Source organism: Microvirga sp. P4_A5 (assembly GCF_056402495.1).
Genome location: NZ_JBFUHH010000001.1, coordinates 180,587 through 203,185, shown reverse-complemented (window position 1 = coordinate 203,185; position 22,599 = coordinate 180,587). Strand labels below are relative to the sequence as shown.

Sequence of the window (22,599 nt, the reverse complement as noted above, 5' to 3'; positions counted from 1 at the left end):
TCGACGGCACGCTTCGCCGCCTAGGCGTCGCGTCCGAGAATGTGATCCGAGATGATCCGCATCTGGATCTCCGAGGTGCCTTCGAAGATTTTCGTCAGGCGGGCGTCGCGCCAGTGGCGCTCCACGGCATTGAGCGTGGTGTAGCCGCCCCCGCCGTGGATCTGCAGCGCCTCGCTGGTCACGCGCTCCGACATTTCGGAGGCGAAAAGCTTGACCATCGAGGCCTCCTTGTCGCACCGCACGCCCTGATCGATTTTCTCGCACACCGCATACATCAGCGCCCGGGCAGCCTCGACCTCCGTCGCCATCGTGGCGATCTTGAATCGAATCGCCTGAAAAGATGCGATTGCTTTTTCAAACTGGCGACGCTCCTTGGAGAACCGGATGGCGTCGTCGAGTCCGGCCTGCGCGAGACCGATGGAGCGTGCCGCCGTGTGGGCACGCGCGGTCTCAAGACCGGCGGTCGCGAGATAGAAGCCCCGGCCTTCCTCGCCGATAATATTTCCGGCGGGCACCCGGCATTGATCGAAGGCGAGTTCCCAGGTGGTCCAGCCGTAATAGCCGATCTTCGGGATCGGATTGCCCGAGACGCCCTCGGGCAGCTTGCCTCGCGGTTTCTCGACCATGAAGGCCGAGATGCCGCGGTGGCGGGCCTTGGGATCGATGGTCGGATCGGTGCGGGCGAAGACGAGGATGAAGTCGGCGCCGTCCGCGAAGGTGCACCAGTACTTGTTGCCGGTGATTTCCCATTCGTCGCCGACGCGTTTCGCGCGGCATGAAATATTGGCGACATCCGAACCCGCATTGGGTTCCGAGAGCGCGAAGGCACCGAGGAAATCGCCCCGCGCCATGCGCGGCAGATAGACTTCCTTCTGCGCCGGCGTCATCGATTTGAGAGATCCGATCAGGGCGTTTCCGCGCGCGATCATGCTGGCGACGCTCATCCAGCCCTGGGCCAGCTCTTCCGCCACGAGGCAGTACTCGAAGGCTCCGAGGCCCAGGCCGCCATATTCCTCGGGAATCAGGATTCCGAAATATCCCAGCTCCGCCATCTCGTCGATCAATTCGCGCGGCATCTCGCCCTTGACCGGGTCGAGCTTGTCGGCGATGGGGCGAACCCGCGTTCGCGTGAACTCGCGCGCCGAGTCCTGGATCATGCGGCGCTCTTCGGACAATTCAGGCATAGGGCGATTCCTCAGGCGGGAGCTGTCCCTGGCCGAGCGAGCGTCCGCCGTCGACGATCAGGACTTGTCCGGTGATGTAGCGATTGTCGAGCGAGGCGAGAAACGAGACGGCGCGCGCGATATCTTCCGGCTGGCCGATGCGGCCCAGCAATTGCAGGCCGAGCATGGCCTGCTGCCGTTCCGGCGTCATGTAGTGCAGCATGTCCGTGTCCACGACGCCGGGCGCCACGGCGTTGACCCGGATGTCGCGCGGCGAAAGATCGATCGCCATGGCGCGGGTCAATCCCACCACGGCCGTCTTCGACGCCACATAATGCGCCATTTGCGGCGCGCCCGCGAAAGACCGCGACGCGATGTTGACGATGCGTCCGCCGTTCCTCATCCGCCGCGCGCCCTCCTGCGCCACCACGAAGGTGCCGACCGTGTTGATGTCGAAGTTCTCGCGGAAATGTTCTTCGGTGAGATCCTCGAAACGGTGCGTGCTGGTGATGGCCGCATTGTTGACGATCACATCGATGGGCGCGAAGCGTTCCATGAGGGCAGCGATCGCCGGACGGTCGCGGATGTCGACGACAGCCGATTCCACATCGCCGCCAACCGCCCGCAACGATGCCGCGACCTCGTGGACCTCATCCAGACGATCGAGCGCGATGACGCGGAACCCGTCTTCGGCAAGCCGCTCGACGATGCCGCGCCCGATTCCCCGCGCGGCGCCGGTGACGATTGCTGTTTCCCGACCTTCGCTCATGGGTTCTCACTCCGCGCCAGTTCCATCACGTCCGCCACCGAGCTTTGCTCGCCGAAAGCGGCAAGCGCAGCCCGCAAAGCGGCTGAGCGCCCGCCCAGAACGGGCTCGACGAGGGCGTCGAATTTGCGTTCGAGCTTGCGCCCCTGCCGACCGAGATCGGCATCCGCGACGCCCGCGTCATGGCCTGTGGTGAACCGCGCGCCGTCGGCGGTTGCGATCGTCACCTCGGCTTTCGCTTCCGGGTAGGTCTCGTCAAAGACGATCGTCGCCATGTCGCGCAGGCGCACGAGTTCCGGCTCTCCGGTGACGGCGTCACTGAACGTGGCGATGCCCGACGTATCCCGTCCCGCCAACGCCATCGCGACAGTCAACCGCAGCGAAAACTTGGCCTCCAGACCGGTGGCCGGCCGCGCAATATTGCAGACGCGGTCGGTGACGGGGGGCACGCGGATTTCGATTGCCTGGATGGCGTTGGACGAGACGCCATGCCGCTCGCGCAAGGCGCGCCCGGCCTCGATCGCCCCATGCGTCAGATAGCAGGACGCATGGTACTTGAAGAGGTTATTGCGGATGTGATGGTCGAGGGGCGCGTCTTTCATCGCCTCCTCGGGATTGAAATCCACGCTCTGCGTGGCGGCGAGCCCCTGCGCGCATTCGAGCGCGTCCGGCCGGCTGGTGAACCCGCGCGCGGCAAGCCGCGCCGCCTGCAAGCCGTTCTGCGCCGCGCGGCCGGCATGGAGCGGCTTGCACATGGTGCCGAACATCGACTTGAGACCCGACGCCATGGTGGCGGCGATCCCCATAGCGGTAGCGGTCGTGTCCGCGTCGAGCCCGAGCAACCGCGCGCAGGCCGCCGCCGCCCCCACGCTGCCGACCGTCGCGGTCGCGTGGAAGCCGTGCTGGTAATGGCCGGGGCTCATGAGCGCCCCCGTGCGGCACATAACGTCGTAGCCCGCCACGAAGGCCGTGATGACATCTTCGGGCGACGCATCGACATCCTCCGCAAGGGCCAGAAGAGCCGGCAGGATCGCCACTGTCGGGTGACCGAGGATCGCCATGTTGACGTCGTCGAAATCGAGCGCATGGGACGCGGTGCCGTTGATCAGCGCCGCGTTCATGGCGGAACTGCGATGGGGCGAACCGGCGAGCGACGCCACGGACGCCGCGCCGTCCGCCAGGAGCTCCTCGCGCAGAATGCGCACCGCCGGCTCCGCCGCTCCGGGAATCGTGACCGCGAACCAATCCAGAATGCACTGCCGCGCGACCGTCACGGCGGCGTCGGACAAATCCGCATAGGCCATTGTCGCGGCCCGCGCGGCGAGCCATTGCGTCACGGGAGGAGGCGCGTCGATCTCAGCCGCCATGTGGGGTCTCCTTCACGTCGGCGCTGCCATAAAGCTGGCGCAACGTGACCTTGTTGATCTTGCCGCTCGGAAGACGCGGCAGGTCCGCGACGAAGACGACGGATTTCGGTTTTTTGTAGCTGGCGATCTGCGTCTTGCAATGCTCGATCAGCTCCGCCTCGCTGACCGCATGGTCCGCGCCCAGAACCGCGATCGCGCGCACCGTCTCGCCCCAATAATCGTCCTTCACGCCGATGACCGCCACGTCCTGGATGGCCGGGTGGGTCGCAAGCGCTTCTTCCACCTCGCGCGAATAGATGTTCTCGCCGCCCGAGATGATCATGTCCTTCTTGCGGTCGACCAGATAGAGGAACCCCTCCTCGTCGAGATAGCCGAGATCGCCCGTGTGGTACCAGCCGTCGCGCAGGGCCGCGATGGTGGCGGCGCTGTTGTTCCAGTAGCCCGCCATGTGGCTCGCGGTCCGCGTGAGAATTTCGCCGGGCTCGCCCACGGGAAGCGCCCTGCCCTCGTCATCGACGATCTTCACGTCCACGTTGGGAGCGGCCTGGCCGATGGAGCCGAGCCGCTTGATGTCCGCGGGCGACCCGTCGGGCTTGTGCTGCCGCTTGTGCAGGGTGGTGCCGCCGCCCTCGGTCATGCCGTAAAGCTGAAGAAAGACCGGTCCGAGGAGCTTCAGCCCGCGCCGCAGAAGCGGCAGCGGCATGGGCGCGGCGGAGTAGCAGAGCGTGTGCAGCGACGAGAGATCGGCGTCCTCGATGCCCGGCACGCTCAGCAGCGCCTGCACCATGGTGGGGGCCATATGGGTCATCGTGACCTTCTCGCGCACGATCGTCTCGAGAACCTCCGCCGGCTTGAAATCCCGGTGAAGCACCACGCGGCCGCCACGCAGGTGAACGCCCATCTGCAGGAACCGCGCGCCGACATGAAAGACCGGCATCATCAATTGGAGCCTGTCCGACACAATCAGGCCGAGTTCGGTCGCCATCAATTGCGCAATGGCGATATCGCCCCGGTGGCGGCGCATCACGCCCTTGGGCCGTCCCGTCGTGCCGCTCGTATAGATGAGATGCATGATGTCGTCGGGCCGCGGCCGCATGGGCGCGCCCGCCACGTCGCCGGAGGCGATCAACGTCTCGTAGTCGCGCGCCCATTCCGGAACTGCGCCGCCGAAGCAGATGTAGGTTTCGATATGCGGCAGGCGGTCTCTGATCTGCTCGATGGTGTCGGCGTATTGAGCCTCGAAGATCAACGCGCGCGGCGTGGAATCCGTCAGGATGTAGAGCATCTCCGGGGGCGCGAGACGGAAATTGACGGTCGCGGCGATCAATCCCGAGAGTTCGCAGGCGCCGAAGCACTCCATGAACTCCAGCGTGTTCTGCGACAGGATCGAGATGCGATCCTGCGCCCTCAGGCCGAGACCATGGAGGGCGGAGGCTAGCCGGTTCGCCCGCTCGTGATGCTGGCGAAAGGTGACATTCCGGTCACCGTACACATAGGCGAGTTCCTCGGGAAACTTGTGAGCGTTGTTCCTGAGAATGTCGCCAAGGGTCTCGATCATCGTGCTGCCTCCCGTCGCCCGCGCTTCAAGCCTTCGGCAAGCCCATGCGGTTGGCGATATTGTTCTTTTGAATGGCCGTCGAGCCGCCGATGATCGGCATCAGCAGCATGTCGCGCACATGACGCTCCATGTCGAAGCCGCGCGCATAGCCGTACGCGCCCATCACCTTTTGGCAGGTCAGCACGATGTCGAGCCCGGTTTCGCACACGTACATCTTGGCCATGGACGTCTCGACGCTGCAGGGCAGGTCGTTATCCGCCAGCCAGCAGCCCCGGTAAAGCATGAGGCGCGCCGACGCGAGCTTGGTCTGCGCATCCGCCAGCATGTGGCGGATCGACTGGATCGAACAGATCCGCTGGCCGAATTGCCGCCGCTGCTGGGAATACTCCCAGGCATCGTCCACCGCCTGCGCGGCGATGCCCAACGCCATGGCGGCGACCTCGAGCTTTTCCACCTCCAGCGCCGGACCCGCGAGCTTCGACCAGCCCTGGTTCCAGCCCGCCTCGCCGCCGACCACGTCGTCGATGGAAATCTCCACGTTGTCGAACGACACGTCGTTGGTGTTCAGCCCGCGCGCGCCGAGCGCCGGGATGTGCTGCAGCGTCACGCCCTTGGCGGTCGGCGGAATGAGCACGAGCGACAGGTTCTTGTATCGCTCGCCCGGCTCGCCAGTGCGGACGAGCGCATAAATGTAGTCGGCGATCTCGGCGCCCGAGCACCAGCGCTTGTTGCCGTTGATGATCACCTTGTCGCCCCGGCGCTCGGCGCGGGTCGAGACGCTGGCGAGATCCGAGCCCACATCCGGCTCCGACAGCCCGTAGGCGAACAGGAGTTCGCCGTTGGCGAGGCGCGGCAGGAGGCGCTGCTTCTGCTCCTCGCTGCCGGAGGCGAGGATGTTCATGCTGCCGTAGCACGCATTCATGAGGTAGAGCGTGCCGATCACCATGGATCGGCGCGACAGCTCCTCGACCGTCACCATGGTGGCGAGCACGTCGCGGCCGATGCCGCCGTATTCCTCCGGCACCGTCATGCCGCAGACGCCGAGATCGCGAATCTGGTCCATCAGCGCGCGCGGAACGCGGTCCTCTTCGTCCCACTTCGCCATCTGCTCGCGGGGCGCATGTCGTTCGAGCATGCGGCGGATGCTGTCGCGCAGCATCGTGATATGTTCGGGCTCGCCAAAATCCATGTCTGTCCTCCCGGTCCAAAAAACTCGTCTCTGGCCCGACCCGGTCGGGCGCGGATCAGGCGCCGGTGAATTTGGGCTTGCGCTTCTCGCTGAAGGCCTTGATGGCTTCGAGGTGGTCTTCCGTGCGATTGGACAGGGCCTCATACGCCATGCAGGTGTCCATCATCGAATGGGCGAGCTGCTTGAGACCGATATTGACGGCGGTCTTGGTCCACTTGATGGATTTCATCGCGCCAGCGCCGATCTTCTGCGCGAAGGCATCGACCCGCGCGTCGAGTTCCGCCGCCGGCACCGCGTAATTGACGAGGCCCATCGCGGCTGCGTCCTTGGCGGTGATCAGGTCGCCCGTCAGCAGATATTCCTTGGCGCGCGCATAGCCGATGAGCTGCGGCCAGATCACCGCGCCGCCATCGCCGGCCGCAAGGCCGACGCGCACGTGAGGATCGCCGATGCGGGCGTGGTCGGCGGCGAAGATCACGTCGCAGAAGAGACCGATCGTGGCGCCCAGGCCCACCGCGTCGCCGTTCATCTTGCAGATGAGGACCTTGTCGCAATCGAGGATGCCGAAGACGACCTTCTTGGCTTCCATGATGCCGAGATCGAAGAGTTCCGGCTTGTCGTACATCTCCTGCATGCCGGCGATGTCGCCGCCCGCGCTGAAGGCCTTGCCGGCGCCGGTCAGGATGACGACGTCGATGGAATGATCCATGCCGAGGTCGTAGAAGACGCGCGAGGTCTCCTCGTGCATGGCGGCCGTCATGGCGTTCAACGTCTCGGGCCGGTTGAACGTCACCGTCATGATGCGTCCGGCCTTGTCGAACTTGATGTACTTGTAACCCGAATAATCCACCATCGTGATCCTCCCGGAGAGATGCCGCTGGCATCGCACTCCTTCATTATTTTCTAACACTAGTTCGAAAAACAATCCGGTTCAAGTCCCGCGTCGTGGAACGACCAGCGCGTCGAGGGCAACGACGCCCTCGCCTTTCGGCAGGACGAGCAGGGGGTTCAGATCCACGGTCTCGACATCGTCGCGATGGGCGGCGGCGAATTGCGAAAGGCTGACCAGCACATCCGCGAGGGCGTCGATATCCGAAGGTGGAGCGCCGCGAACTCCCGAAAGCAGCGCCCGGCCGCGAATTTCGTCGATCATGCGCAGAGCCTCGGCGCGGTCGAACGGCGCCAGGCGGAACGTCACGTCCTTCAGCACCTCCACGTGAACGCCACCCAGACCGAACATGATCGCGGGGCCGAAGACGGGGTCGCGGCTGACGCCCGCGATGGTCTCGACGCCCTTCTTCGCCATCGGCGCCACCAGCACGCCCTCGATCCTCGCGTCGGGGCGATGCTGCGCCGCACGCGCCGTCAGGGTTGCAAAACCCTCCGTCACCGCCGAACGCTCGCCGAGCCCAACGAGCACGCCGCCGATCTCGGTCTTGTGCTCGATATCGGGCGAGACGATCTTCATCACCACCGGATAACCGATCTCGTCCGCCGCCGCGGCGGCCTCTTCGGCCCCCGCCACCAGACGCTCGCCGAGGAACGGGATTCCGGCTTTGCCAAGCAGAGCCTTCGCGGCATGTTCGGACAAAGGCTCGCCCGACAGGGGCTCCGCCGCCGCGACCGGCGGGAGGCCGGGCGCGCGCTCGAAGGATTTCTGAAAGCGCGTCAGCGCCGCGAGCGCCAGAACGGCGCGGTCCGCATCCTCGAAAACCAGGAATCCGCTTTCCTCGTATGACCGGACGACGTCCTCATCACCCACCATCGACAGGGCGATGAGCCGGTCGGGGAAGCGCGAACATCCATCAGAGATCGCCTTCCTGAGGGGACCCGAGAGCGTGCGCGTGTTGGGCACGGTGGAGAAGAAGCCGACCAGCGCGTCATAACCGCCTTCGTCGAGAATGACCTCCATGTTCTTCGCCAGGAGGTTCATGTCGTTCAGGGCTTGGGCGGTCGTATCGACGGGGTTTTCAACGGATGCGAACGGCAGCAATTCCTTGAGCTTCTTCTGCGCCGCCTCGGGCATGGGCGCCACATCGAGGCCGTGCCGCTCGGCGGAATCGGAAATCAGCACGCCGGCGCCGCCCGAAAGGGTGACAACGCCGAGCTTGTTGCCCCGCGGATAGATGCCGCGCGCGCACGCATAGGCCACGTCGATCTGCTCTTCGGTCGTCGCTGCGCGATGCACGCCATATTGGCGGAAGAGCGCATCGTAGATCGCGTCCGATCCTGCCAGCGAGGCTGTGTGCGAACTGGCGGCCTTCGCGCCGACTTCGGAACGCCCGACCTTCATCATTACGATGGGTTTGCGGTTTTCGTGCGCGAGTTCAAGGGCGGCGCGGAAGCGCGCTCCGTCGCGAATTCCCTCCACATAGGCCATGATCACCTTGATGTCCGGCTGGGCTGCCATCCATACGAGGCTTTCGGAGACGTCGATATCCGCCTCATTGCCTGTCGTGATCCAGTAATTGATGCCGATGCCGCGGCGGCGCGCCAGATAGGCGATATGCGACCCGTAGGCGCCGCTCTGGCTGATGATGCCGAGCGGTCCGGGCTTCGGCATCTCCCGATCGAGAGATTGCGTGAAGGTGCCAAAGAAACCGATCTGAGGATTGAAGATGCCCAGGCAGTTCGGACCGAGGAGTCGCAGGCCGCCTGCTCGCGCGATGTCACTGATCCGCTGCTGGATGGCAAGACCCTCTTCGCCGCTCTCGGCGTAGCCGGCGGAAAAGATCACCGCCCCGCGCACGCCCTTCTCGACGCATTCGATGACAGCGGCCTCGGTCAAGCCGGCCGGTACCGCCAGCAACGCCACATCCGGCACGTCGGGAACCGCCGTCAGCGACGGGTAGGCCTTGAGGCCCTGCACCGTTTCGCGGTTCGGGTTGACCGGGTAGATCCTGCCTGCGAAACCGCCCTCGAGAAGATAGCGGAGCGGCCGCCCGGAAATGCGGTTCGGATCGTCCGACGCACCCAGGATGGCCACCGAGCGGGGCCGGAAAAGACTGTCGAGGCTCGTGGGCGCCACTTGCTTCATGCTTGTCATTCGCCTCAGAAATGGACGCCGTTCGCGATGAGTTCGCGCGCGATGGTACGTCGCTGGATTTCGCTGGTTCCGTCTGGAATGCGCATCGACCGGGTGAACCGGTAGCCCGCCTCAAGCCTGAGTTCGTTGGTCAGGCCCATGCCGCCATGCACCTGGATGCAACGATCGAAGATGCGGTTCGCCGCTTCCGTGCAATGGAGTTTGACCATCGAGGTTTCGGCCAGCACCCGGTCGCCACGTTCGAGCTTCAAGGCGCAGTCCACCAGCATGGTCTCGGCCGCGTACAGCTCGGTGGCGCAATCCGCGATCAGAATCTGGACCGCCTGATGCTCCCCGATGGGGACGCCGAAAGTCTTGCGGACCTTCGCATATTCGACGGCCTGCTCGAGAGCCCAGCGCGCCATTCCCACACAGGTCGCCGACAGGCCGAGCCGTCCGATATTGACGCCGCCCAGCGCCACCTTCAACCCCTCGTCGACTGCGCCCAGTCGGTGATTGTCCGCGACCCGCAGGCCGTCGAAGGCCAGGATGCCGATTTCGGCGCCGAGCTGACCCATGATGGGGATCGTCGACACGACCGAGAATCCCGGCGCTTTCGTGTCGACGAAAAAGCTCGTGATGCCCCCCTTGCGCTGTGCCGCGAGCGCCGGGTCGGTGACGGCGAAGATCATCGCGTAGTCGGCATAGGGCCCGTTGGTGATCCATTGCTTGGAGCCGGTGATGACCCACTCGTCCCGCTCGCGCACGGCGCGGGTCTTCATGGCGAACACATCGGATCCCGCATCGGGTTCGCTCAGGCCGAAGCAGAGGGTCTTGTCGCCGCTCGCGAGACCCGGAAGGTAGCGTTCCCGAAGTGCCGGATCGAGATGGGTCAGGACCGGCGACAGGCCGTTGGTGAAGGGCGAGGGAATCACCACCGGATGGACGAGCACGCGGCCGGGGCCGCAATGGTTGGAAAGCCGCGCATTGAGATAGACCGAAGCGAGCGGTCCGAGCCCGCCGCCGCCGATCTCCTCCGGCCCGAACATCGTATAGAAGCCCTGCGCGGCGGACCGCATGCGAACCTCGCGCTTCAGCGCCTCCACCTCGGGCGTGAAACGCCCCGCCTCGTCGAAGATCGTCCGATCGCTCGAAAGAAGCGCCCGATTGGCTTCCTCGAGGGGCACGATTTCCTGATCGACGAAGCGCAGCAGGCTGTCGCCGATCGCCACGATTTCTTCGGGGATGTGGGTCGACCTCATGTCAGACCTTGTCCAGCGTGAATTTCGGCAGGGTTATCTCGGGCGTCACGTCGTCGAACGACACCGACACGCGATCGCCGATCCGCACGCTCTCCACATCCTCGGTCACGATGTTGGTCAGCATGCGAGGGCCCTCGTCGAGGGCAATCATCGCGATCACATACGGAACGTCGGCGGCAAAGACCGGACCGGCGGGCTTGCGCGCGATGGTGTAGGTGTAGATCTCGCCCTTGCCGCTCACGTCGGTCCATTCGAGATCGTCCGAATGGCAATGCGGGCAGAGTTCGCGCGGGTAGAAATGATGCTTTCCGCAGGACCGGCAGCGGGGAATCGACAGGCGATGCTCCCGCGCCGCGCGCCAGAAAGGCTCGGTGCCGGGATCGACGACGGGAAGCGGCTTCTCGTAGGCTGAACCTTGCGACATCTCTGGCTCCTCAATGGTTGGCGAGGATGACGGTGCTTCCGGAGGAAAGCGTTCCGCCGGTCCCGTGAACGAGCGCCGTGCGGGCGCCCTCGACCTGGCGTTCGCCCGCCTCTCCCCGGAGCTGTCGCACCGCTTCGATCAGCAGGAAGATGCCGTACATGCCGGGGTGGCAATACGACAGGCCGCCACCATTCGTGTTGAGCGGGAAGGCGCCTCCCGGCGCGGTTCGCTGGTTCGACACAAACTGGCCGCCCTCGCCGCGCTTGCAGAAGCCGAGAGCTTCGAGCGTCAGCAGAACCGTGATGGTGAAGCTGTCGTAGCACTCGACCACATCGATGGCGTCATGCCCGATCCCCGCCATGTCGAACGCGGTCTTGCCGGACATCTCCGCCGCGATGTGGCGCGCGAGATCCGGCATGGCGGCGATGCTCCAATGCGTATGAGCCTCGCCATATCCCCGGATGTTGATCGAGCGGCAGCCATGCGCCTTCGCATTCTCGGCGCTCGTCATGACGACGGCGCCGGCGCCATCGGTGACGAGGCAGCAATCGAGTAGTTTCAGCGGATCGGAGACGGGCGTCGACGACATCACGTCGTCGATGGAGATCGGATCGCGCATGGTCGCTTCCGGATTGAGACTGGCCCATTTGCGCGTCGCCACCGCGATTTCCGCGAGCTGCTCCTGCGTGGTGCCATGCTCGTGCATGTGGCGCATGGCGGCGAGCGCGTAGCCGCCGACCGGCTGGGGAATGCCCCAGACGTTCTCGAACTGCATGGTGAGGATCGACGGACGACCGCCGAGGGTGCGGCTGCGCTCGCTTTTTTGCACGCTGCCGTAGACGATGAGCGCCACATCGCAATAGCCGCGCTCGATCGCCATGGCCGCGTGGGCTACATGGGCCTCGAAGGCGGAGCCGCCGATATTGGTCGTATCGGCGAACCGGGGAAACACACCCAGATATTCGCCCAGGGTGACCGACGCCAGCAGACCCGGGCCCGGATTGCCCCACATCCCCGCGACCAGAAGCCCGTCGACGTCGCGCATGGCGATGCCCGCATCATCCAGGGCTGCCTTCGCGGCGCGGGCCTGCACCTGGAGAACGGAACCGCCGCCGACCACCCGCCCGCCGATGAGGGGCACATCGCCCACACCCACGATGACTGCTTCACGCGCCATGATCAGGATTTCCTTATCGGTTCGAAGGGTTGAATCGCGGTTCCCGCAAGGATCTGCCGATCGCCGACGCGACACATCAGCCTCACGCGCGCGGCAGGCTTTCCTTCGCGCTCGAAGATTTCCTCGACGGTGCCGGTAATCTCCAGCAGGTCATCCGCGAAGACGGGCGCGATGAAAGTCACGTCGATCTCGCCGCTTTCGTCGAAGGCGCCGTTCGTCCACGCGTTGAGCATCTGCGCCGCGAAGGCGAGCGTCATCAAGCCGTGGGCGATGGTGCGGCCGAACGGGCCGTTGCGGGCGAAATCCGGATCGACATGGATTGGGTTGAAATCGCCCGACGCCTTCGCGTAGTCGTCGATCATGCGCTGCGTGACATGCCGGCTGAGCACCGGCAGACTCTCGCCCGCGATGAAGCGGCCCGGCGCTGAGCCGCCAATGGCCGACACCTGGGAGATATCCGCGTTCACTGGTCTTTCCCCCAGATCGACGTGATCCGCCCGCTGGCGGCAAGAACGCCGTCGCTTCCGCGCGCCTCGAATTCCGACACGATATAGGGCCGCTCCTTGCGCACGTACTTGTCGACGACGCGGGCCTGCAGGGCGAGCGTTTCGCCGACGGCGAGTGACCGGTGGAACCGGATCGCCTGCTTGGCGTGGATGCCGCCGGGCGGGCTGCGGCGCGCCGTCAGGAGGTCGATCAAATAGACGGACGCGATCATCGACGGCGCGCGCCGCGCTCCGTGCCGCTCGTCATAGAGATCGCTTTCGTTTCCGGTGGCTGCGAGGAACGCGTCCACATTCCCGTCGCCGATCTCGAAGAGCACCGGCTCCGGCGGATAGACGGAGCCGATCTCGACGTCCTCGTATCTGAGATACGCCTCCATCGTCAGACCGGCATCCAGGAAAACACGTCGCGCGACATTTCGAGCGGGATGAAGGACGGCTTCAGGGTTGGAAGCATATGATCGCGCAACGTCTCGGGCGTCCAACCCTCGGAGCGATGGACGGAGYGCAGCGGACGCGGCTGGCTCATCAGGAACACCTCATTGCCGCGGACGGCGAGAATCTGCGCGTTCACCTCCTTGGCCGCGTCGCTGGCAAGAAACACCGCCACGTTCGCGATCTTGTCGGGGGTCAACATCTTGAGGGTCTTCAGGCGTTCCTCTTGATCGGGCGTGTTCGGAATCGAACCGACCATGCGGCTCCACGCGAAGGGCGAGATGCAATTGGAGCGCACGTTGAAGCGCGCCATGTCGAGCGCCAGCGATTTCGACAGGCCCACGATGCCCATCTTGGCGGCCGAATAATTGGCCTGGCCGGGATTGCCGACGAGTCCCGACGTCGACGTCATGTGCACGAAGGTGCCGCTTTCCTGCTTGCGGAAATGTTCCGCGGCGGCGCGGCTGACATTGTAGCTGCCGTAGAGGTGAACCTGGATGACCGAGTCCCAGTCCTCGTCCGTCATCTTGTGGAAGATGACATCGCGCAGGATGCCGGCATTGTTCACCACGATATCGATCTTGCCGAAGGTCTCGACCGCTTTCTCCACCATGGCGCGGGCCTGGACCGGATCGGACACGGAGCCGAAATCCGCCACCGCCTCGCCGCCCGCATGCTTGATCTCGCGAACGACCTCGCGCGCCGGCGCATCGTTCTCCTCGTCCTGGCCGGTGAGCGACACGCCCGGATCGTTGACCACCACTTTCGCGCCGTAGGCGGCCATGAGCATGGCGATTTCGCGGCCGATCCCGCGACCGGCCCCGGTCACGAGCGCCACCTTGTTCTCCAGCATCTTTTCCATCTTACCGGCTCTCTCGATCTGTCTCGGAAATTTTCAAACTTGTGTTCGGTTTAAGGTCGAACGGGAGACGGCGATACGGGCGTCGTCACTCTTCGACTTCTCGTCAGACCATCCAGCGGCCGCCGTCGACTACGACGGATTGACCGGTCATGTAGCGGGAATCCTCGCTCGCCAGGAATGCCGCCGCGGCGGCGATGTCCTCCGGTTCGGCGAAGAAGCCGAGCGGGATCGACTTGCGAATCTGTTCGAGGATCTCGTCGGAGATGCGTTCCACCACGCGCGTCTTCGTGACGCCCGGGCAAACCGCGTTGACGTTGACACGGAACGGCGCGAGTTCGCGCGCAAGCGAGCGTGTGAAGCCGATCACGCCCATCTTGGCGGCGGCATATTCGGACAGGCCGATCTCGCCTGCGAGCCCCGCATTGGACGCTACGTTGACGATTTTTCCGCGCCCCTGTTCGCGCATGGACGGCACGACCTGACGCGACGCGATCAGCGTCGACATCAACGAGACCTCGATGACGAAGCGCCAGACCTCGGACGACGACGCGTAGAATTCCGAGGCTCGCTGCCGGGCGCTTTGGCCGACATTGTTCATGAGCACGTCGATGAAGCCGGCCTCGGCGTAGATGCGCGCGAACGCGTCGGCCACCACCTGTTCGTCCGTGCAATCGGCTGTGATCGCCAGCACTTTCGCGCCGGCTTGGCGGGCAAGCTCCGCCGTCGTTCCGAGGCTCTCTTCTTCCATGTCGAGAATGGCRACATTTGCGCCTTCGGCAGCGAAGCGAAGCGCGCTGGCGCGGCCGATTCCGTTCGCCGCTCCCGTCACGACCGCGAGTTTCCCTTCAAGGCGACGCATGCGTTTCTCCCTTGGCGTCGGGCTGCAAACTGCCCGGCGGCGGATTCTCGCGAATCCAAGTGACCGATCTGGCTGCCTCGATGCAGCATCACTTTCAAAAACCTAACACTCGTTCGAAAATACCGCAAGTCGAGATTCGGCGGACTTTCATTTTCCCGTGGGCCCACCGCCGATCTCATCGACAGGGCCCGTACTGGACAGGCGCCGGCGATTGTCGATAAAACGAACGATTGTTAGAATTTAACCGAAGACGCACAAAATCCACAGGGGACCACGATGGCGAGACGAATTCTGGTGACGGGCGCCACGGGGACGGTCGGCGGCGCGGCTATGGAGCTTCTCGCCCGCGAGAAGGAGAGCCGCTCCGTCGAGGTGCTGGGCGCCGCGCGGAGCGACGAGAGCGCCCGCCGGCTGCGGGACCGGGGACATTCTCCCATTCTCCTCGATTACGACCGCCCGGAGACCCTCCGGCCCGCTCTCGAGGGCGTCGATTCGGTTTTTCTTTCGACCGGCTACACTGTCGACATGCTGGTCCACTCCAAGCGCCTGCTCGACGCTGCGAAAGCAGCGGGTGTCCGCCACCTCGTCCATCTCGGCGCGCTCGCGGCCGACGACACGCCGCATGCGCATTTCGCCTGGCATCAATTGATCGAACATACGATCCACGCGATGGGTTTCGCATACACCCATCTCAGGCCGAACTTCTTCATCGATACGGTGTGGGCCGGTTTCCGGCGGCGTCCCGACCGCATCGTGCATTTCGTCGGCGACCGGACGGTGAGCTGGATCGCGTCCGACGACATGGCGGCGGTCGCGGTCGCGGCCCTTCTCGATCCGGATGCCCATGCCGGCAAGACCTACCCGCTCGCCGTGGAGGCGCTCAGCTTCGGCGAGGTGGCGGCGATCCTGTCGGAGGTGACGGGGCATCCCGTCGAATACAGACCCCGTCCGGCTGCCGAGCTTTTGCCGGGGCTGCTGAAGCAGGGCATGGAGCCGACCTATGCGGCAAGCCTCGCGGAGGGCGTCGCCGAAATCGAGGCCGGCCGGCTGCCGCTGGCGGATGCCGTCAGCGACATTGTGGAGACCGTCACCGGCCGCAAGCCGATCGGTTGGCGGGCCTTCGCCGAGCGACGGAAGGCGGAGATCGCCGGGGCGTAGCCCCGAAAACTCTCGCTGTTCCCTACAAGGTCCTGCCGATCAATTCCTTCATGATTTCGTTGGTGCCGGCATAGATCCGCTGGACGCGCGCATCCGCGTAAGCGCGGGTGATGGGATATTCCCACATGAACCCGTAGCCGCCGTGGAGCTGCAGGCAGGCGTCCAGCACCTTGCCCTGCATTTCGCTGGTCCACAGCTTCACCATCGCGGCGGTGGTCGTATCGAGCTTGTTCTCGAGCACGAGCTCGAGACAGCGATCGAGGAAGACGCGGCCGACCTGCACTTCGGTCTTCATCTCCGCCAGGGTGAACCGGGAGTTCTGGAAATCGATCACCGCCTTGCCGAACGCCTTGCGGTTTCTGGTGTAGTCGATGGTCCATTGGAGCGCCGCCTCGCAGCAGGATACGGCCTGGATGCCCACATGCATGCGTTCCCAGGCAAGTTCCTGCATCATGTAGCCGAAGCCCTTGCCCTCCTCGCCGATCAGGTTGGTGACCGGAACGCGCACGTCGTTGAAAAACAATTCCGACGTGTCCTGCGCCTTGGTGCCGAGCTTCTTCAGGCGGCGGCCACGCTCGAAGCCGGGACGGTCGGCCTCGACCATCACCAGGCTGATGCCCCGCGCGCCTTCGCTGCGATCCGTCTTGCAGGCGACGAGGAAGAGATCGGCGGTCTGGCCGTTGGTGATGAAGGTCTTCTGGCCCGAGACGACGTATTCGTCGCCATCGCGGATCGCCGTCGTGCGGATGGCCTGGAGGTCCGAGCCGCCGCCCGGCTCCGTCATGGCGATGCCGGCGATGAAATCGCCGGTCGCCATCTTCGGCAACCAGGCGAGCTTCTGCTCCGTGCTGCCGTAATGATGGATGTAGGGGGCGACGATATCGGAATGGAGCGCAAAGCCGAGACCCGTCAGATTGAGCCGGGCCTGCTCCTCCATCAGGATGATCGAATAGCGGCGATCCGCCCCGACGCCCCCCCATTCCTCGGGGATCGCGGCGCATAAAAAGCCCTGCTCGCCGGCCTTCTTCCACGCCCAGCGGGGCACTTCGCCCTTCTCCTCCCACTCCTCGTGGTGCGGCGCCAATTCGCGCTCCATGAAGCGGCGAACGGATTCGCGGAACATCTCATGCTCTGGGGAAAACAGCGTGCGCTCGATCATTTTTCCTCCGATGCCGTCTCGGCGAGGCCAGTCGGGCCGATGCGCTTCGTGATGCATCTCCGGTAACGTGCGGCAGTTTTTCTAACATTTGTTTGAATTTAATTGCAAGCCGGATTAGCGTGCGTCCGATCGTTCGCGAAGAGGCAACACCCATGATCATCGAGAAGCGCACCTACACGTTTCATCCCGGCAAGGTGCAGGAATTCCTCGCCCTGTACGAAGCCGAAGGGCTCGCGCTGCATACCAAATACCTGAAGATGATCGGCTATTTCGTCTCCGAGATCGGCACTCTGAACCAGGTCGTCACCATGTGGGGCTATGACAGCATGGCGCAGCGCGACGAACTCAGGGCCAAGCTCTATGCCGACCCGGAATGGATCGCGTTCGGTCCCAAGACCACGCCCTATATCCAGACGATGGAAACGATAATCCTGAAGCCGACAGGCTTCTCGCCCATTCGCTGAGACGGCCCTAGCCTCACGCGCGCTCGGCGGCTTCTTCGTTGCGGCCGCCGGCCACGACCCGATGGGACTTCAACTCCGCGATCTCCGCGCTGGACAATCCCAGGCCTGCCAGGATCTCGTCAGTATCCTCGCCGACGAGCGGCGCCCGATGAAAGACACCACCGGGCGTGGCGGTCATGCGGATCGGCGTCGAGGCGATCGTGACGGGTCGCGCCGAGCCGGGATGCTCGACCTCGACCAGCATGTGGCGCGCCGCCACATGAGGATCGGCGTAGATATCCGCCGCGGTGTTGACGGGACCGAAGGGAACGCGCCCGTCGAGCGCCTCGGCGATCTCGGCTTTCGTGCGCACGCAACTCCACGCCTCAACGATGGCGACCGTCTGGGCCGCATGGGCGAGGCGCGCATTGTTTGTGGCGAATTGCGGATCGGTCGCGAGGTCCGGCTGCCCCATGATGGTGGTGAGTTCGGCCCAGAAGGAATCGCGCGGACAGCCGATCGTCACCTGCCCGTCCCGGGCATTGAAAGTGCCGAACGGGCACAGGATCGGGTGCTGGTTGCCCTCGGGCACGGGCGATCTTCCCATATACGAATATTGGTAGACGACGCGCTCGCACATGGCGAGAACGCCGTCGTACATGGCCACGTCGACGAATTGTCCCTGGCCCGTGCGGGTCGCATGGTGGAGCRCCGCCATGATGCCGAAGGCTGCGAGCGCGGCCGGAAAGATGTCGCCGACGCCCGGACCGATCTTCATCGGTGTCTCGGCATCGGGGCCGGTGATTCCCATCGCGCCGCCCATCGCCTGCGCCACCACGTCGAAAGCCGGTCGATTGACATAGGGGCTCGCGCCCGTGCGCGGATCGCCGAAGCCGCGGATGGCCGCATAGACAAGACGCGGATTATCCGCCGCCAGCACCTCGTAGCCGATGCCGAGCCGGTCCATCACGCCGGCGCGGAAATTCTCCACCACGATGTCCGCATCCTTCGCGAGCAGCAGGAACAGCGCCTTTCCTTCGGCGGATTTGAGATCGAGCGCGACGCTTTTCTTGTTGCGGTTCGTGCTCTGGAAATAGCCGCCGAAATGGTGCGCGGTGTCATCCTTCGGAAAAGGCCCGAAATGCCGCGTAGGATCGCCGTCGACCGGCTCGATCTTGATCACGTTCGCGCCCTGATCCGCCAGCAGCATCGTGCAATAGGGACCGGCCAGCATCTGAGTCAGATCGACGACCTTGACGCCCGCCAGCGCACCCGAGACCTCAGCCATGTCAAAGCGCCTTTTCGAGTTCCGGCAGGATCGTGAAGAGGTCGCCGACGAGGCCGTAATCGGCAACCTGGAAGATCGGCGCCTCCTCGTCCTTGTTGATGGCGACGATCACCTTGGAATCCTTCATGCCGGCGAGATGCTGGATGGCGCCCGAAATGCCGACGGCGATGTAGAGCTGGGGCGCCACCACCTTGCCCGTCTGGCCGACCTGCCAGTCGTTGGGCGCGTAGCCCGCATCGACCGCGGCGCGGGACGCGCCGACAGCCGCCCCCAGCTTGTCGGCAAGCGGAAGGATGATTCGCTTGAACTCCTCGGCGGAGCCGAGCGCGCGGCCGCCAGAGACGATGATTTTCGCTGCCGACAGATCGGGACGGTCGGATTCGGAGAGCCTGTTCTCGACGAAGGCCGACAAGGCGGGGTCGGACGCCGCGTCGACCCGCTCGATCGTCGCCGAGCCGCCGTTTCCAGCCGAGGCGAACGAAGCCGTGCGAACGGTGATCACCTTCGTGGCATCGGTCGATTGCACGGTTTGAATGGCATTGCCCGCATAGATCGGACGCTTGAAGGTGTCGGGCGACACCACTGCGACGATCTCGGAAATTTGCGCCACGTCGAGCAGGGCGGCGACGCGCGGCAGGACGTTCTTTCCCGATGCGGTGGCGGGCGCCACGATTGTGTCGTAAGCGGGCGCAAGCGACACGATCAGCGCAGCAAGCGGCTCGGCAAGCTGCTGCTGGAGTTCGTCTGCCTCCGCGAGGAGAACCTTGGCCGCTCCCTCCAGGCGGGCCGCCGCCTCGGCCGCGGCCTGCGCGCCCTTCCCGGCCACCAGAACATGGACCTCCGGGCCAATCCGCAGCGCAGCCGACAGAGCCTTGGCGGTCTGGTCGGACAGCGTTGCATTGTCGTGTTCGGCAATCAAAAGAATGGCCATATGCGTGTTTCCTCTTCAAAACGGCCCGGTCAGAGCACGCCGGCTTCGTTCTTCAGCTTGTCGATCAGTTCGGCCACGGACTTCACCTTGACGCCGGCCTTGCGCCCGCCGGGTTCCTCGGTGGCGAGCACCTTCAGGCGCGGCGCGACATCGACGCCAAAATCCGCCGGAGCCTTCTCGTCCAGCGGTTTCTTTTTCGCCTTCATGATATTGGGGAGCGATGCGTAACGCGGCTCGTTGAGTCGCAGGTCCGTGGTGACGATCGCCGGAAGTCTGAGATCCAATGTCTGCAGGCCGCCATCGACTTCGCGCGTCACGCGCAGAGTCTCGCCGTCGATTTCGACCTTCGACGCGAAGGTGCCCTGGCCCCAGCCGAGCAGTGCCGCCAGCATCTGGCCGGTCTGGTTGGCGTCGTCGTCGATGGCCTGCTTGCCGAGGATGACGAGGCCGGGCTGTTCGGCATCGACGACACCTTTCAGCAACTTGGCGACCGCGAGCGGCTCCACGGGCCCGTCGACCTTGACGAGGATCGCCCGGTCGGCGCCCATCGCCAGCGCGGTGCGCAGGGTTTCCTGGGCCTGGGCAGGCCCGATGGACACGGCGACGATCTCCGTGACCCGGCCGGCTTCCTTCAGGCGGATCGCCTCTTCGACCGCGATCTCGTCGAACGGATTCATCGACATCTTGACGTTCGCGAGTTCGACGCCCGATCCATCCGACTTGAGGCGGATCTTCACGTTGTAGTCGACAACCCGTTTGACCGGGACCAGTACTTTCATGTCACTTCTTCCGTATCGATGCGCTGATGCAGCTGCCGGTCAGCCGGCGATGGCGGCCGGGCGTTCGACCCGTTCGGTGATGGGTTCGTAGATCCACACCATGCGCTCCGGCGAGAGCGAGGGCGAAAGGGGCATCGCGTCGCTTCCGCTCGCCGCCTTCAGCGCCGAGAGCGTCCGCGAAATGTCGTCGATCTCGATCTCGTAGACGGCCATGTAGGCCCAGTCCAGCGGGCCTGCGCGATGCTGCGTGTCGGCGAGGCGATAGCGCTGCGCCGCGGTGACGCCGGGCAGTTTCAGGACGTCCGCGAGATGGACGTTGGTGTACCAATCGTTGAATTCGTCGTCGCGCCCTTCCAGCGGGTTGGTGAGCGCGATCAGGTTGTACTTCGCCATGGCGGCCTCTTGTTGAAAGCCGGCACAAGCCGGCACCCTTTCGTCGAAATCTAACAAACGTTCGAAATATAAGCAAGGGCCGCCGCACGGTGACGGATCGCCCCTTACTGCGCCGTGTATCCGCCGTCGACGCGCAGATCCGCGCCGGTCATGAAGGCCGAGCGGCGCGAGGCGAGGAACCACACGGCGTCAGCGATGTCCGACGGTTTGCCCGTATGACCGATGGGGTGAAGCGGCGCGAGGCGCTCCTCCGCTTCCTGCTGCGACCCGAACAACGCGACGAGGCGGTCGGTGGCGATGCCTCCCGGCGAAATGCAGTTCACGCGAATGCCCAGCTCCGCCGTATCGAGGGCGAGGCTGCGCGTGAAGGCAAGGATCGCGCCCTTCGTGGTCGAGTAGGCGACGCGACCGGGCGAGCCGACATGCGCGAAGGTGGATGCGAGATTGATGATGCGCGCGCCGGTGCGCATGTGGGGCAGCGCGCTTCGCGTAACGTTGAACGTGCCTGTGATGTTGACGGCGATCGTACGCTCCCATTCCTCCGGCGACAGCGCGGTGATCGGCACCGCGCGCGTGACGGCGGCGGCATTGTTCACCAGCACGTCGACGCTGTGTCGCGCGGAGGCGAGGGCCGCGAAGAAAGCCTCCACGGCCGGGAGGTCCGTGATGTCGCAATGGTGACGATGGACATTTCCGGTATCGCCGGATGTCGGCTGCTCGCCAATGTCGAGGGAGTGAACCTCCGCGCCCTCGGCGGCGAACATGTCGACGATGGCCCGGCCGATTCCGCGGCCGCCGCCTGTCACCACGCAGACCTGTCCGTCGAACTCAGCCATTCCAGTCCCTCTCGCGGCGAACCCGGCAACGCGGTTGACGCCAGTATCTAACAACTGTTAGATAATTGAAAGGCGCGAAAATCTTGCCTTCGCCGTAACCGCCTTTTCTTGACAGACCCACCGGCACAGCGCCGGCGAGAAGGAACGTGCCATGCAGCCGTCCTCGCGTGACGTCAGCTTCGATTTTGCGGGCAGGACGGTTCTGGTGACGGGCGCGGCCTCCGGCATCGGGGAGGCGGTGACCCGTGCCCTCGTGAGCGCCGGTGCCGCGGTCGGCGTTGGGGACTTGCAGGAAAGCGCCGCTGAAGAGATCGCCGCCGAACTCCGCCAATCGGGCGGTAAGGCGCTGGCTCTGCCCTTCGACGTCAGAGACGCGGAGGCGACCGAGGCGTCGATCGCGGCCCTGGAAGCCGAGTTCGGTCCTCTCAACGGCCTTGTCACCGCTGCAGGGCTGTCCCGCCCGGCTCCCGCCGAGAGCATGACGGAAGCCACCTGGGATCTCGTCGTCGACACCAACCTCAAGGGCATGTTCCTGTCATGCCAAGCGGCGGGTCGGCGCATGCTGGCCCAAACCGGCGGCGCCATCGTCAATATCGGGTCGGTCAATTCGCTGGGGGGCTTCGCGGGCCGCTCCAACTATTGCTCGGCGAAATTCGGCGTTTCGGGCCTCACCGAGGTTCTGGCCATCGAGTGGGGACGCCGGGGCATCCGGGTCAACGCGGTGGCGCCGAACGGCGTCGACACGCCGCTGGTCCGCAAGGGAATTCCGCCGCGCTTCGTCGAGGAGGTCTTGAACAACCGGACCCCGCTCGGCCGCATGGCGCAGCCGGGCGAAATCGCCGCCATGGTGCTGTTCCTTCTCTCCGACGCCGCCTCCTACGTCACCGGCGCGATCGTGCCGGTCGATGGCGGCCTGTGCGCCGGCTTCTACACCAATCGACAGGGGGCGGACCTTGCCTCCGCGTCGCTTCTGACCGCCGGCATCTACACCGAATAGCGCCTGGGCGCGCGCATCAATGCCA

The 22,599-nt window shown here is 64.8% G+C and carries 23 protein-coding genes; 3 read left to right on the top strand and 20 right to left on the bottom strand.

The genetic code is table 11. The features are described 5' to 3' along the window. Positions 1–20: 20 nt before the first annotated feature. The 14 genes from AC1DVM_RS01060 to AC1DVM_RS00995 all read right to left on the bottom strand — a co-directional run bounded on the left by AC1DVM_RS01060 (position 21) and on the right by AC1DVM_RS00995 (position 14,590). Positions 21–1,184, bottom strand: a complete 1,164-nt coding sequence (locus AC1DVM_RS01060) for an acyl-CoA dehydrogenase family protein (RefSeq protein WP_477251228.1) — start codon at positions 1,182–1,184, stop codon at positions 21–23. After that, positions 1,177–1,932 (bottom strand): SDR family NAD(P)-dependent oxidoreductase, encoded by a 756-nt coding sequence (locus AC1DVM_RS01055; RefSeq protein WP_477251227.1) that lies wholly within the window; start codon positions 1,930–1,932, stop codon positions 1,177–1,179. Before AC1DVM_RS01055 ends, AC1DVM_RS01060 begins: the two co-directional genes overlap by 8 nt. Beyond that, positions 1,929–3,296, bottom strand: a complete 1,368-nt coding sequence (locus AC1DVM_RS01050; RefSeq protein WP_477251225.1) for an MmgE/PrpD family protein — start codon at positions 3,294–3,296, stop codon at positions 1,929–1,931. Before AC1DVM_RS01050 ends, AC1DVM_RS01055 begins: the two co-directional genes overlap by 4 nt. After that, positions 3,286–4,854, bottom strand: a complete 1,569-nt coding sequence (locus tag AC1DVM_RS01045; protein WP_477251224.1) for a long-chain-fatty-acid--CoA ligase — start codon at positions 4,852–4,854, stop codon at positions 3,286–3,288. Before AC1DVM_RS01045 ends, AC1DVM_RS01050 begins: the two co-directional genes overlap by 11 nt. A gap of 25 nt (positions 4,855–4,879) precedes the next feature. Further along, complete coding sequence (locus tag AC1DVM_RS01040; protein ID WP_477251223.1) at positions 4,880–6,043, bottom strand: acyl-CoA dehydrogenase family protein; 1,164 nt, start codon at positions 6,041–6,043, stop codon at positions 4,880–4,882. Positions 6,044–6,098: 55 nt separating this feature from the next. Further along, positions 6,099–6,896, bottom strand: a complete 798-nt coding sequence (locus AC1DVM_RS01035; protein WP_477251221.1) for an enoyl-CoA hydratase/isomerase family protein — start codon at positions 6,894–6,896, stop codon at positions 6,099–6,101. A 78-nt stretch (positions 6,897–6,974) separates the two neighbouring features. Continuing rightward, positions 6,975–9,080 (bottom strand): acetate--CoA ligase family protein, encoded by a 2,106-nt coding sequence (locus tag AC1DVM_RS01030; RefSeq protein WP_477251220.1) that lies wholly within the window; start codon positions 9,078–9,080, stop codon positions 6,975–6,977. Between the two features lie 14 nt (positions 9,081–9,094). Then, positions 9,095–10,330 carry an acyl-CoA dehydrogenase family protein gene (locus tag AC1DVM_RS01025; protein ID WP_477251218.1) on the bottom strand — a complete coding sequence of 412 codons (1,236 nt, stop codon included), beginning with the start codon at positions 10,328–10,330 and terminating at the stop codon, positions 9,095–9,097. A gap of 1 nt (position 10,331) precedes the next feature. After that, complete coding sequence (locus AC1DVM_RS01020) at positions 10,332–10,754, bottom strand: Zn-ribbon domain-containing OB-fold protein (RefSeq protein ID WP_477251216.1); 423 nt, start codon at positions 10,752–10,754, stop codon at positions 10,332–10,334. A 10-nt stretch (positions 10,755–10,764) separates the two neighbouring features. Then, positions 10,765–11,931 (bottom strand): acetyl-CoA acetyltransferase, encoded by a 1,167-nt coding sequence (locus AC1DVM_RS01015; RefSeq protein WP_477251214.1) that lies wholly within the window; start codon positions 11,929–11,931, stop codon positions 10,765–10,767. A 2-nt stretch (positions 11,932–11,933) separates the two neighbouring features. Next, on the bottom strand, positions 11,934–12,398 hold the full coding sequence (locus AC1DVM_RS01010) for a MaoC family dehydratase (RefSeq protein ID WP_477251212.1): 465 nt from the start codon (positions 12,396–12,398) through the stop codon (positions 11,934–11,936). Further along, complete coding sequence (locus tag AC1DVM_RS01005) at positions 12,395–12,814, bottom strand: MaoC family dehydratase (RefSeq protein WP_477251211.1); 420 nt, start codon at positions 12,812–12,814, stop codon at positions 12,395–12,397. Before AC1DVM_RS01005 ends, AC1DVM_RS01010 begins: the two co-directional genes overlap by 4 nt. Positions 12,815–12,816: 2 nt before the next feature. Next, the gene (locus AC1DVM_RS01000) at positions 12,817–13,731 is read right to left on the bottom strand and encodes an SDR family oxidoreductase (RefSeq protein ID WP_477251209.1); all 915 of its coding nucleotides are present in this window, start codon (positions 13,729–13,731) and stop codon (positions 12,817–12,819) included. 103 nt (positions 13,732–13,834) lie between these two features. Continuing rightward, positions 13,835–14,590 (bottom strand): SDR family NAD(P)-dependent oxidoreductase, encoded by a 756-nt coding sequence (locus tag AC1DVM_RS00995; protein ID WP_477251208.1) that lies wholly within the window; start codon positions 14,588–14,590, stop codon positions 13,835–13,837. A gap of 276 nt (positions 14,591–14,866) precedes the next feature. Here AC1DVM_RS00995 and AC1DVM_RS00990 point away from each other — a divergent pair, with 276 nt between their 5' ends. Then, positions 14,867–15,748, top strand: coding sequence for an NmrA family NAD(P)-binding protein (locus tag AC1DVM_RS00990; protein WP_477251206.1), 882 nt, complete (start codon positions 14,867–14,869; stop codon positions 15,746–15,748). Positions 15,749–15,770: 22 nt separating this feature from the next. Here the strand turns inward: AC1DVM_RS00990 and AC1DVM_RS00985 are convergent, their stop codons facing one another. Continuing rightward, positions 15,771–16,907, bottom strand: coding sequence for an acyl-CoA dehydrogenase family protein (locus tag AC1DVM_RS00985; RefSeq protein ID WP_477251204.1), 1,137 nt, complete (start codon positions 16,905–16,907; stop codon positions 15,771–15,773). Positions 16,908–17,059: 152 nt separating this feature from the next. On the opposite strand from AC1DVM_RS00985, the gene AC1DVM_RS00980 reads away from it, so the two are divergent. Next, positions 17,060–17,371: an NIPSNAP family protein gene (locus tag AC1DVM_RS00980; RefSeq protein ID WP_477251202.1), complete on the top strand. Its 312-nt coding sequence runs from the start codon at positions 17,060–17,062 to the stop codon at positions 17,369–17,371. A gap of 13 nt (positions 17,372–17,384) precedes the next feature. Here the strand turns inward: AC1DVM_RS00980 and AC1DVM_RS00975 are convergent, their stop codons facing one another. From AC1DVM_RS00975 to AC1DVM_RS00955, 5 genes are all read right to left on the bottom strand, one after another. Next, a complete protein-coding gene (locus tag AC1DVM_RS00975; RefSeq protein ID WP_477251200.1) occupies positions 17,385–18,638 on the bottom strand; it encodes a CaiB/BaiF CoA transferase family protein in 1,254 nt (417 codons plus the stop codon). A gap of 1 nt (position 18,639) precedes the next feature. After that, positions 18,640–19,569, bottom strand: a complete 930-nt coding sequence (locus AC1DVM_RS00970) for an electron transfer flavoprotein subunit alpha/FixB family protein (RefSeq protein ID WP_477251199.1) — start codon at positions 19,567–19,569, stop codon at positions 18,640–18,642. Positions 19,570–19,598: 29 nt separating this feature from the next. Then, the gene (locus AC1DVM_RS00965; protein ID WP_477251198.1) at positions 19,599–20,348 is read right to left on the bottom strand and encodes an electron transfer flavoprotein subunit beta/FixA family protein; all 750 of its coding nucleotides are present in this window, start codon (positions 20,346–20,348) and stop codon (positions 19,599–19,601) included. Between the two features lie 39 nt (positions 20,349–20,387). Beyond that, the gene (locus tag AC1DVM_RS00960; RefSeq protein WP_477251196.1) at positions 20,388–20,741 is read right to left on the bottom strand and encodes a hypothetical protein; all 354 of its coding nucleotides are present in this window, start codon (positions 20,739–20,741) and stop codon (positions 20,388–20,390) included. Positions 20,742–20,845: 104 nt separating this feature from the next. Further along, a complete protein-coding gene (locus AC1DVM_RS00955; protein ID WP_477251195.1) occupies positions 20,846–21,577 on the bottom strand; it encodes an SDR family NAD(P)-dependent oxidoreductase in 732 nt (243 codons plus the stop codon). Positions 21,578–21,728: 151 nt separating this feature from the next. Here AC1DVM_RS00955 and AC1DVM_RS00950 point away from each other — a divergent pair, with 151 nt between their 5' ends. Then, complete coding sequence (locus tag AC1DVM_RS00950; protein WP_477251193.1) at positions 21,729–22,574, top strand: SDR family NAD(P)-dependent oxidoreductase; 846 nt, start codon at positions 21,729–21,731, stop codon at positions 22,572–22,574. Positions 22,575–22,599: the final 25 nt, after the last annotated feature.

What these genes read in the sequence shown, in the direction of transcription:
- AC1DVM_RS01060 (WP_477251228.1), bottom strand. Translation starts at nt 1,184, where the DNA reads ATGCCTGAATTGTCCGAAGAGCGCCGCATGATCCAGGACTCGGCGCGC.
- AC1DVM_RS01055 (WP_477251227.1), bottom strand. Translation starts at nt 1,932, where the DNA reads ATGAGCGAAGGTCGGGAAACAGCAATCGTCACCGGCGCCGCGCGGGGA.
- AC1DVM_RS01050 (WP_477251225.1), bottom strand. Translation starts at nt 3,296, where the DNA reads ATGGCGGCTGAGATCGACGCGCCTCCTCCCGTGACGCAATGGCTCGCC.
- AC1DVM_RS01045 (WP_477251224.1), bottom strand. Translation starts at nt 4,854, where the DNA reads ATGATCGAGACCCTTGGCGACATTCTCAGGAACAACGCTCACAAGTTT.
- AC1DVM_RS01040 (WP_477251223.1), bottom strand. Translation starts at nt 6,043, where the DNA reads ATGGATTTTGGCGAGCCCGAACATATCACGATGCTGCGCGACAGCATC.
- AC1DVM_RS01035 (WP_477251221.1), bottom strand. Translation starts at nt 6,896, where the DNA reads ATGGTGGATTATTCGGGTTACAAGTACATCAAGTTCGACAAGGCCGGA.
- AC1DVM_RS01030 (WP_477251220.1), bottom strand. Translation starts at nt 9,080, where the DNA reads ATGAAGCAAGTGGCGCCCACGAGCCTCGACAGTCTTTTCCGGCCCCGC.
- AC1DVM_RS01025 (WP_477251218.1), bottom strand. Translation starts at nt 10,330, where the DNA reads ATGAGGTCGACCCACATCCCCGAAGAAATCGTGGCGATCGGCGACAGC.
- AC1DVM_RS01020 (WP_477251216.1), bottom strand. Translation starts at nt 10,754, where the DNA reads ATGTCGCAAGGTTCAGCCTACGAGAAGCCGCTTCCCGTCGTCGATCCC.
- AC1DVM_RS01015 (WP_477251214.1), bottom strand. Translation starts at nt 11,931, where the DNA reads ATGGCGCGTGAAGCAGTCATCGTGGGTGTGGGCGATGTGCCCCTCATC.
- AC1DVM_RS01005 (WP_477251211.1), bottom strand. Translation starts at nt 12,814, where the DNA reads ATGGAGGCGTATCTCAGATACGAGGACGTCGAGATCGGCTCCGTCTAT.
- AC1DVM_RS00990 (WP_477251206.1), top strand. Translation starts at nt 14,867, where the DNA reads ATGGCGAGACGAATTCTGGTGACGGGCGCCACGGGGACGGTCGGCGGC.
- AC1DVM_RS00985 (WP_477251204.1), bottom strand. Translation starts at nt 16,907, where the DNA reads ATGATCGAGCGCACGCTGTTTTCCCCAGAGCATGAGATGTTCCGCGAA.
- AC1DVM_RS00980 (WP_477251202.1), top strand. Translation starts at nt 17,060, where the DNA reads ATGATCATCGAGAAGCGCACCTACACGTTTCATCCCGGCAAGGTGCAG.
- AC1DVM_RS00970 (WP_477251199.1), bottom strand. Translation starts at nt 19,569, where the DNA reads ATGGCCATTCTTTTGATTGCCGAACACGACAATGCAACGCTGTCCGAC.
- AC1DVM_RS00965 (WP_477251198.1), bottom strand. Translation starts at nt 20,348, where the DNA reads ATGAAAGTACTGGTCCCGGTCAAACGGGTTGTCGACTACAACGTGAAG.
- AC1DVM_RS00960 (WP_477251196.1), bottom strand. Translation starts at nt 20,741, where the DNA reads ATGGCGAAGTACAACCTGATCGCGCTCACCAACCCGCTGGAAGGGCGC.
- AC1DVM_RS00955 (WP_477251195.1), bottom strand. Translation starts at nt 21,577, where the DNA reads ATGGCTGAGTTCGACGGACAGGTCTGCGTGGTGACAGGCGGCGGCCGC.
- AC1DVM_RS00950 (WP_477251193.1), top strand. Translation starts at nt 21,729, where the DNA reads ATGCAGCCGTCCTCGCGTGACGTCAGCTTCGATTTTGCGGGCAGGACG.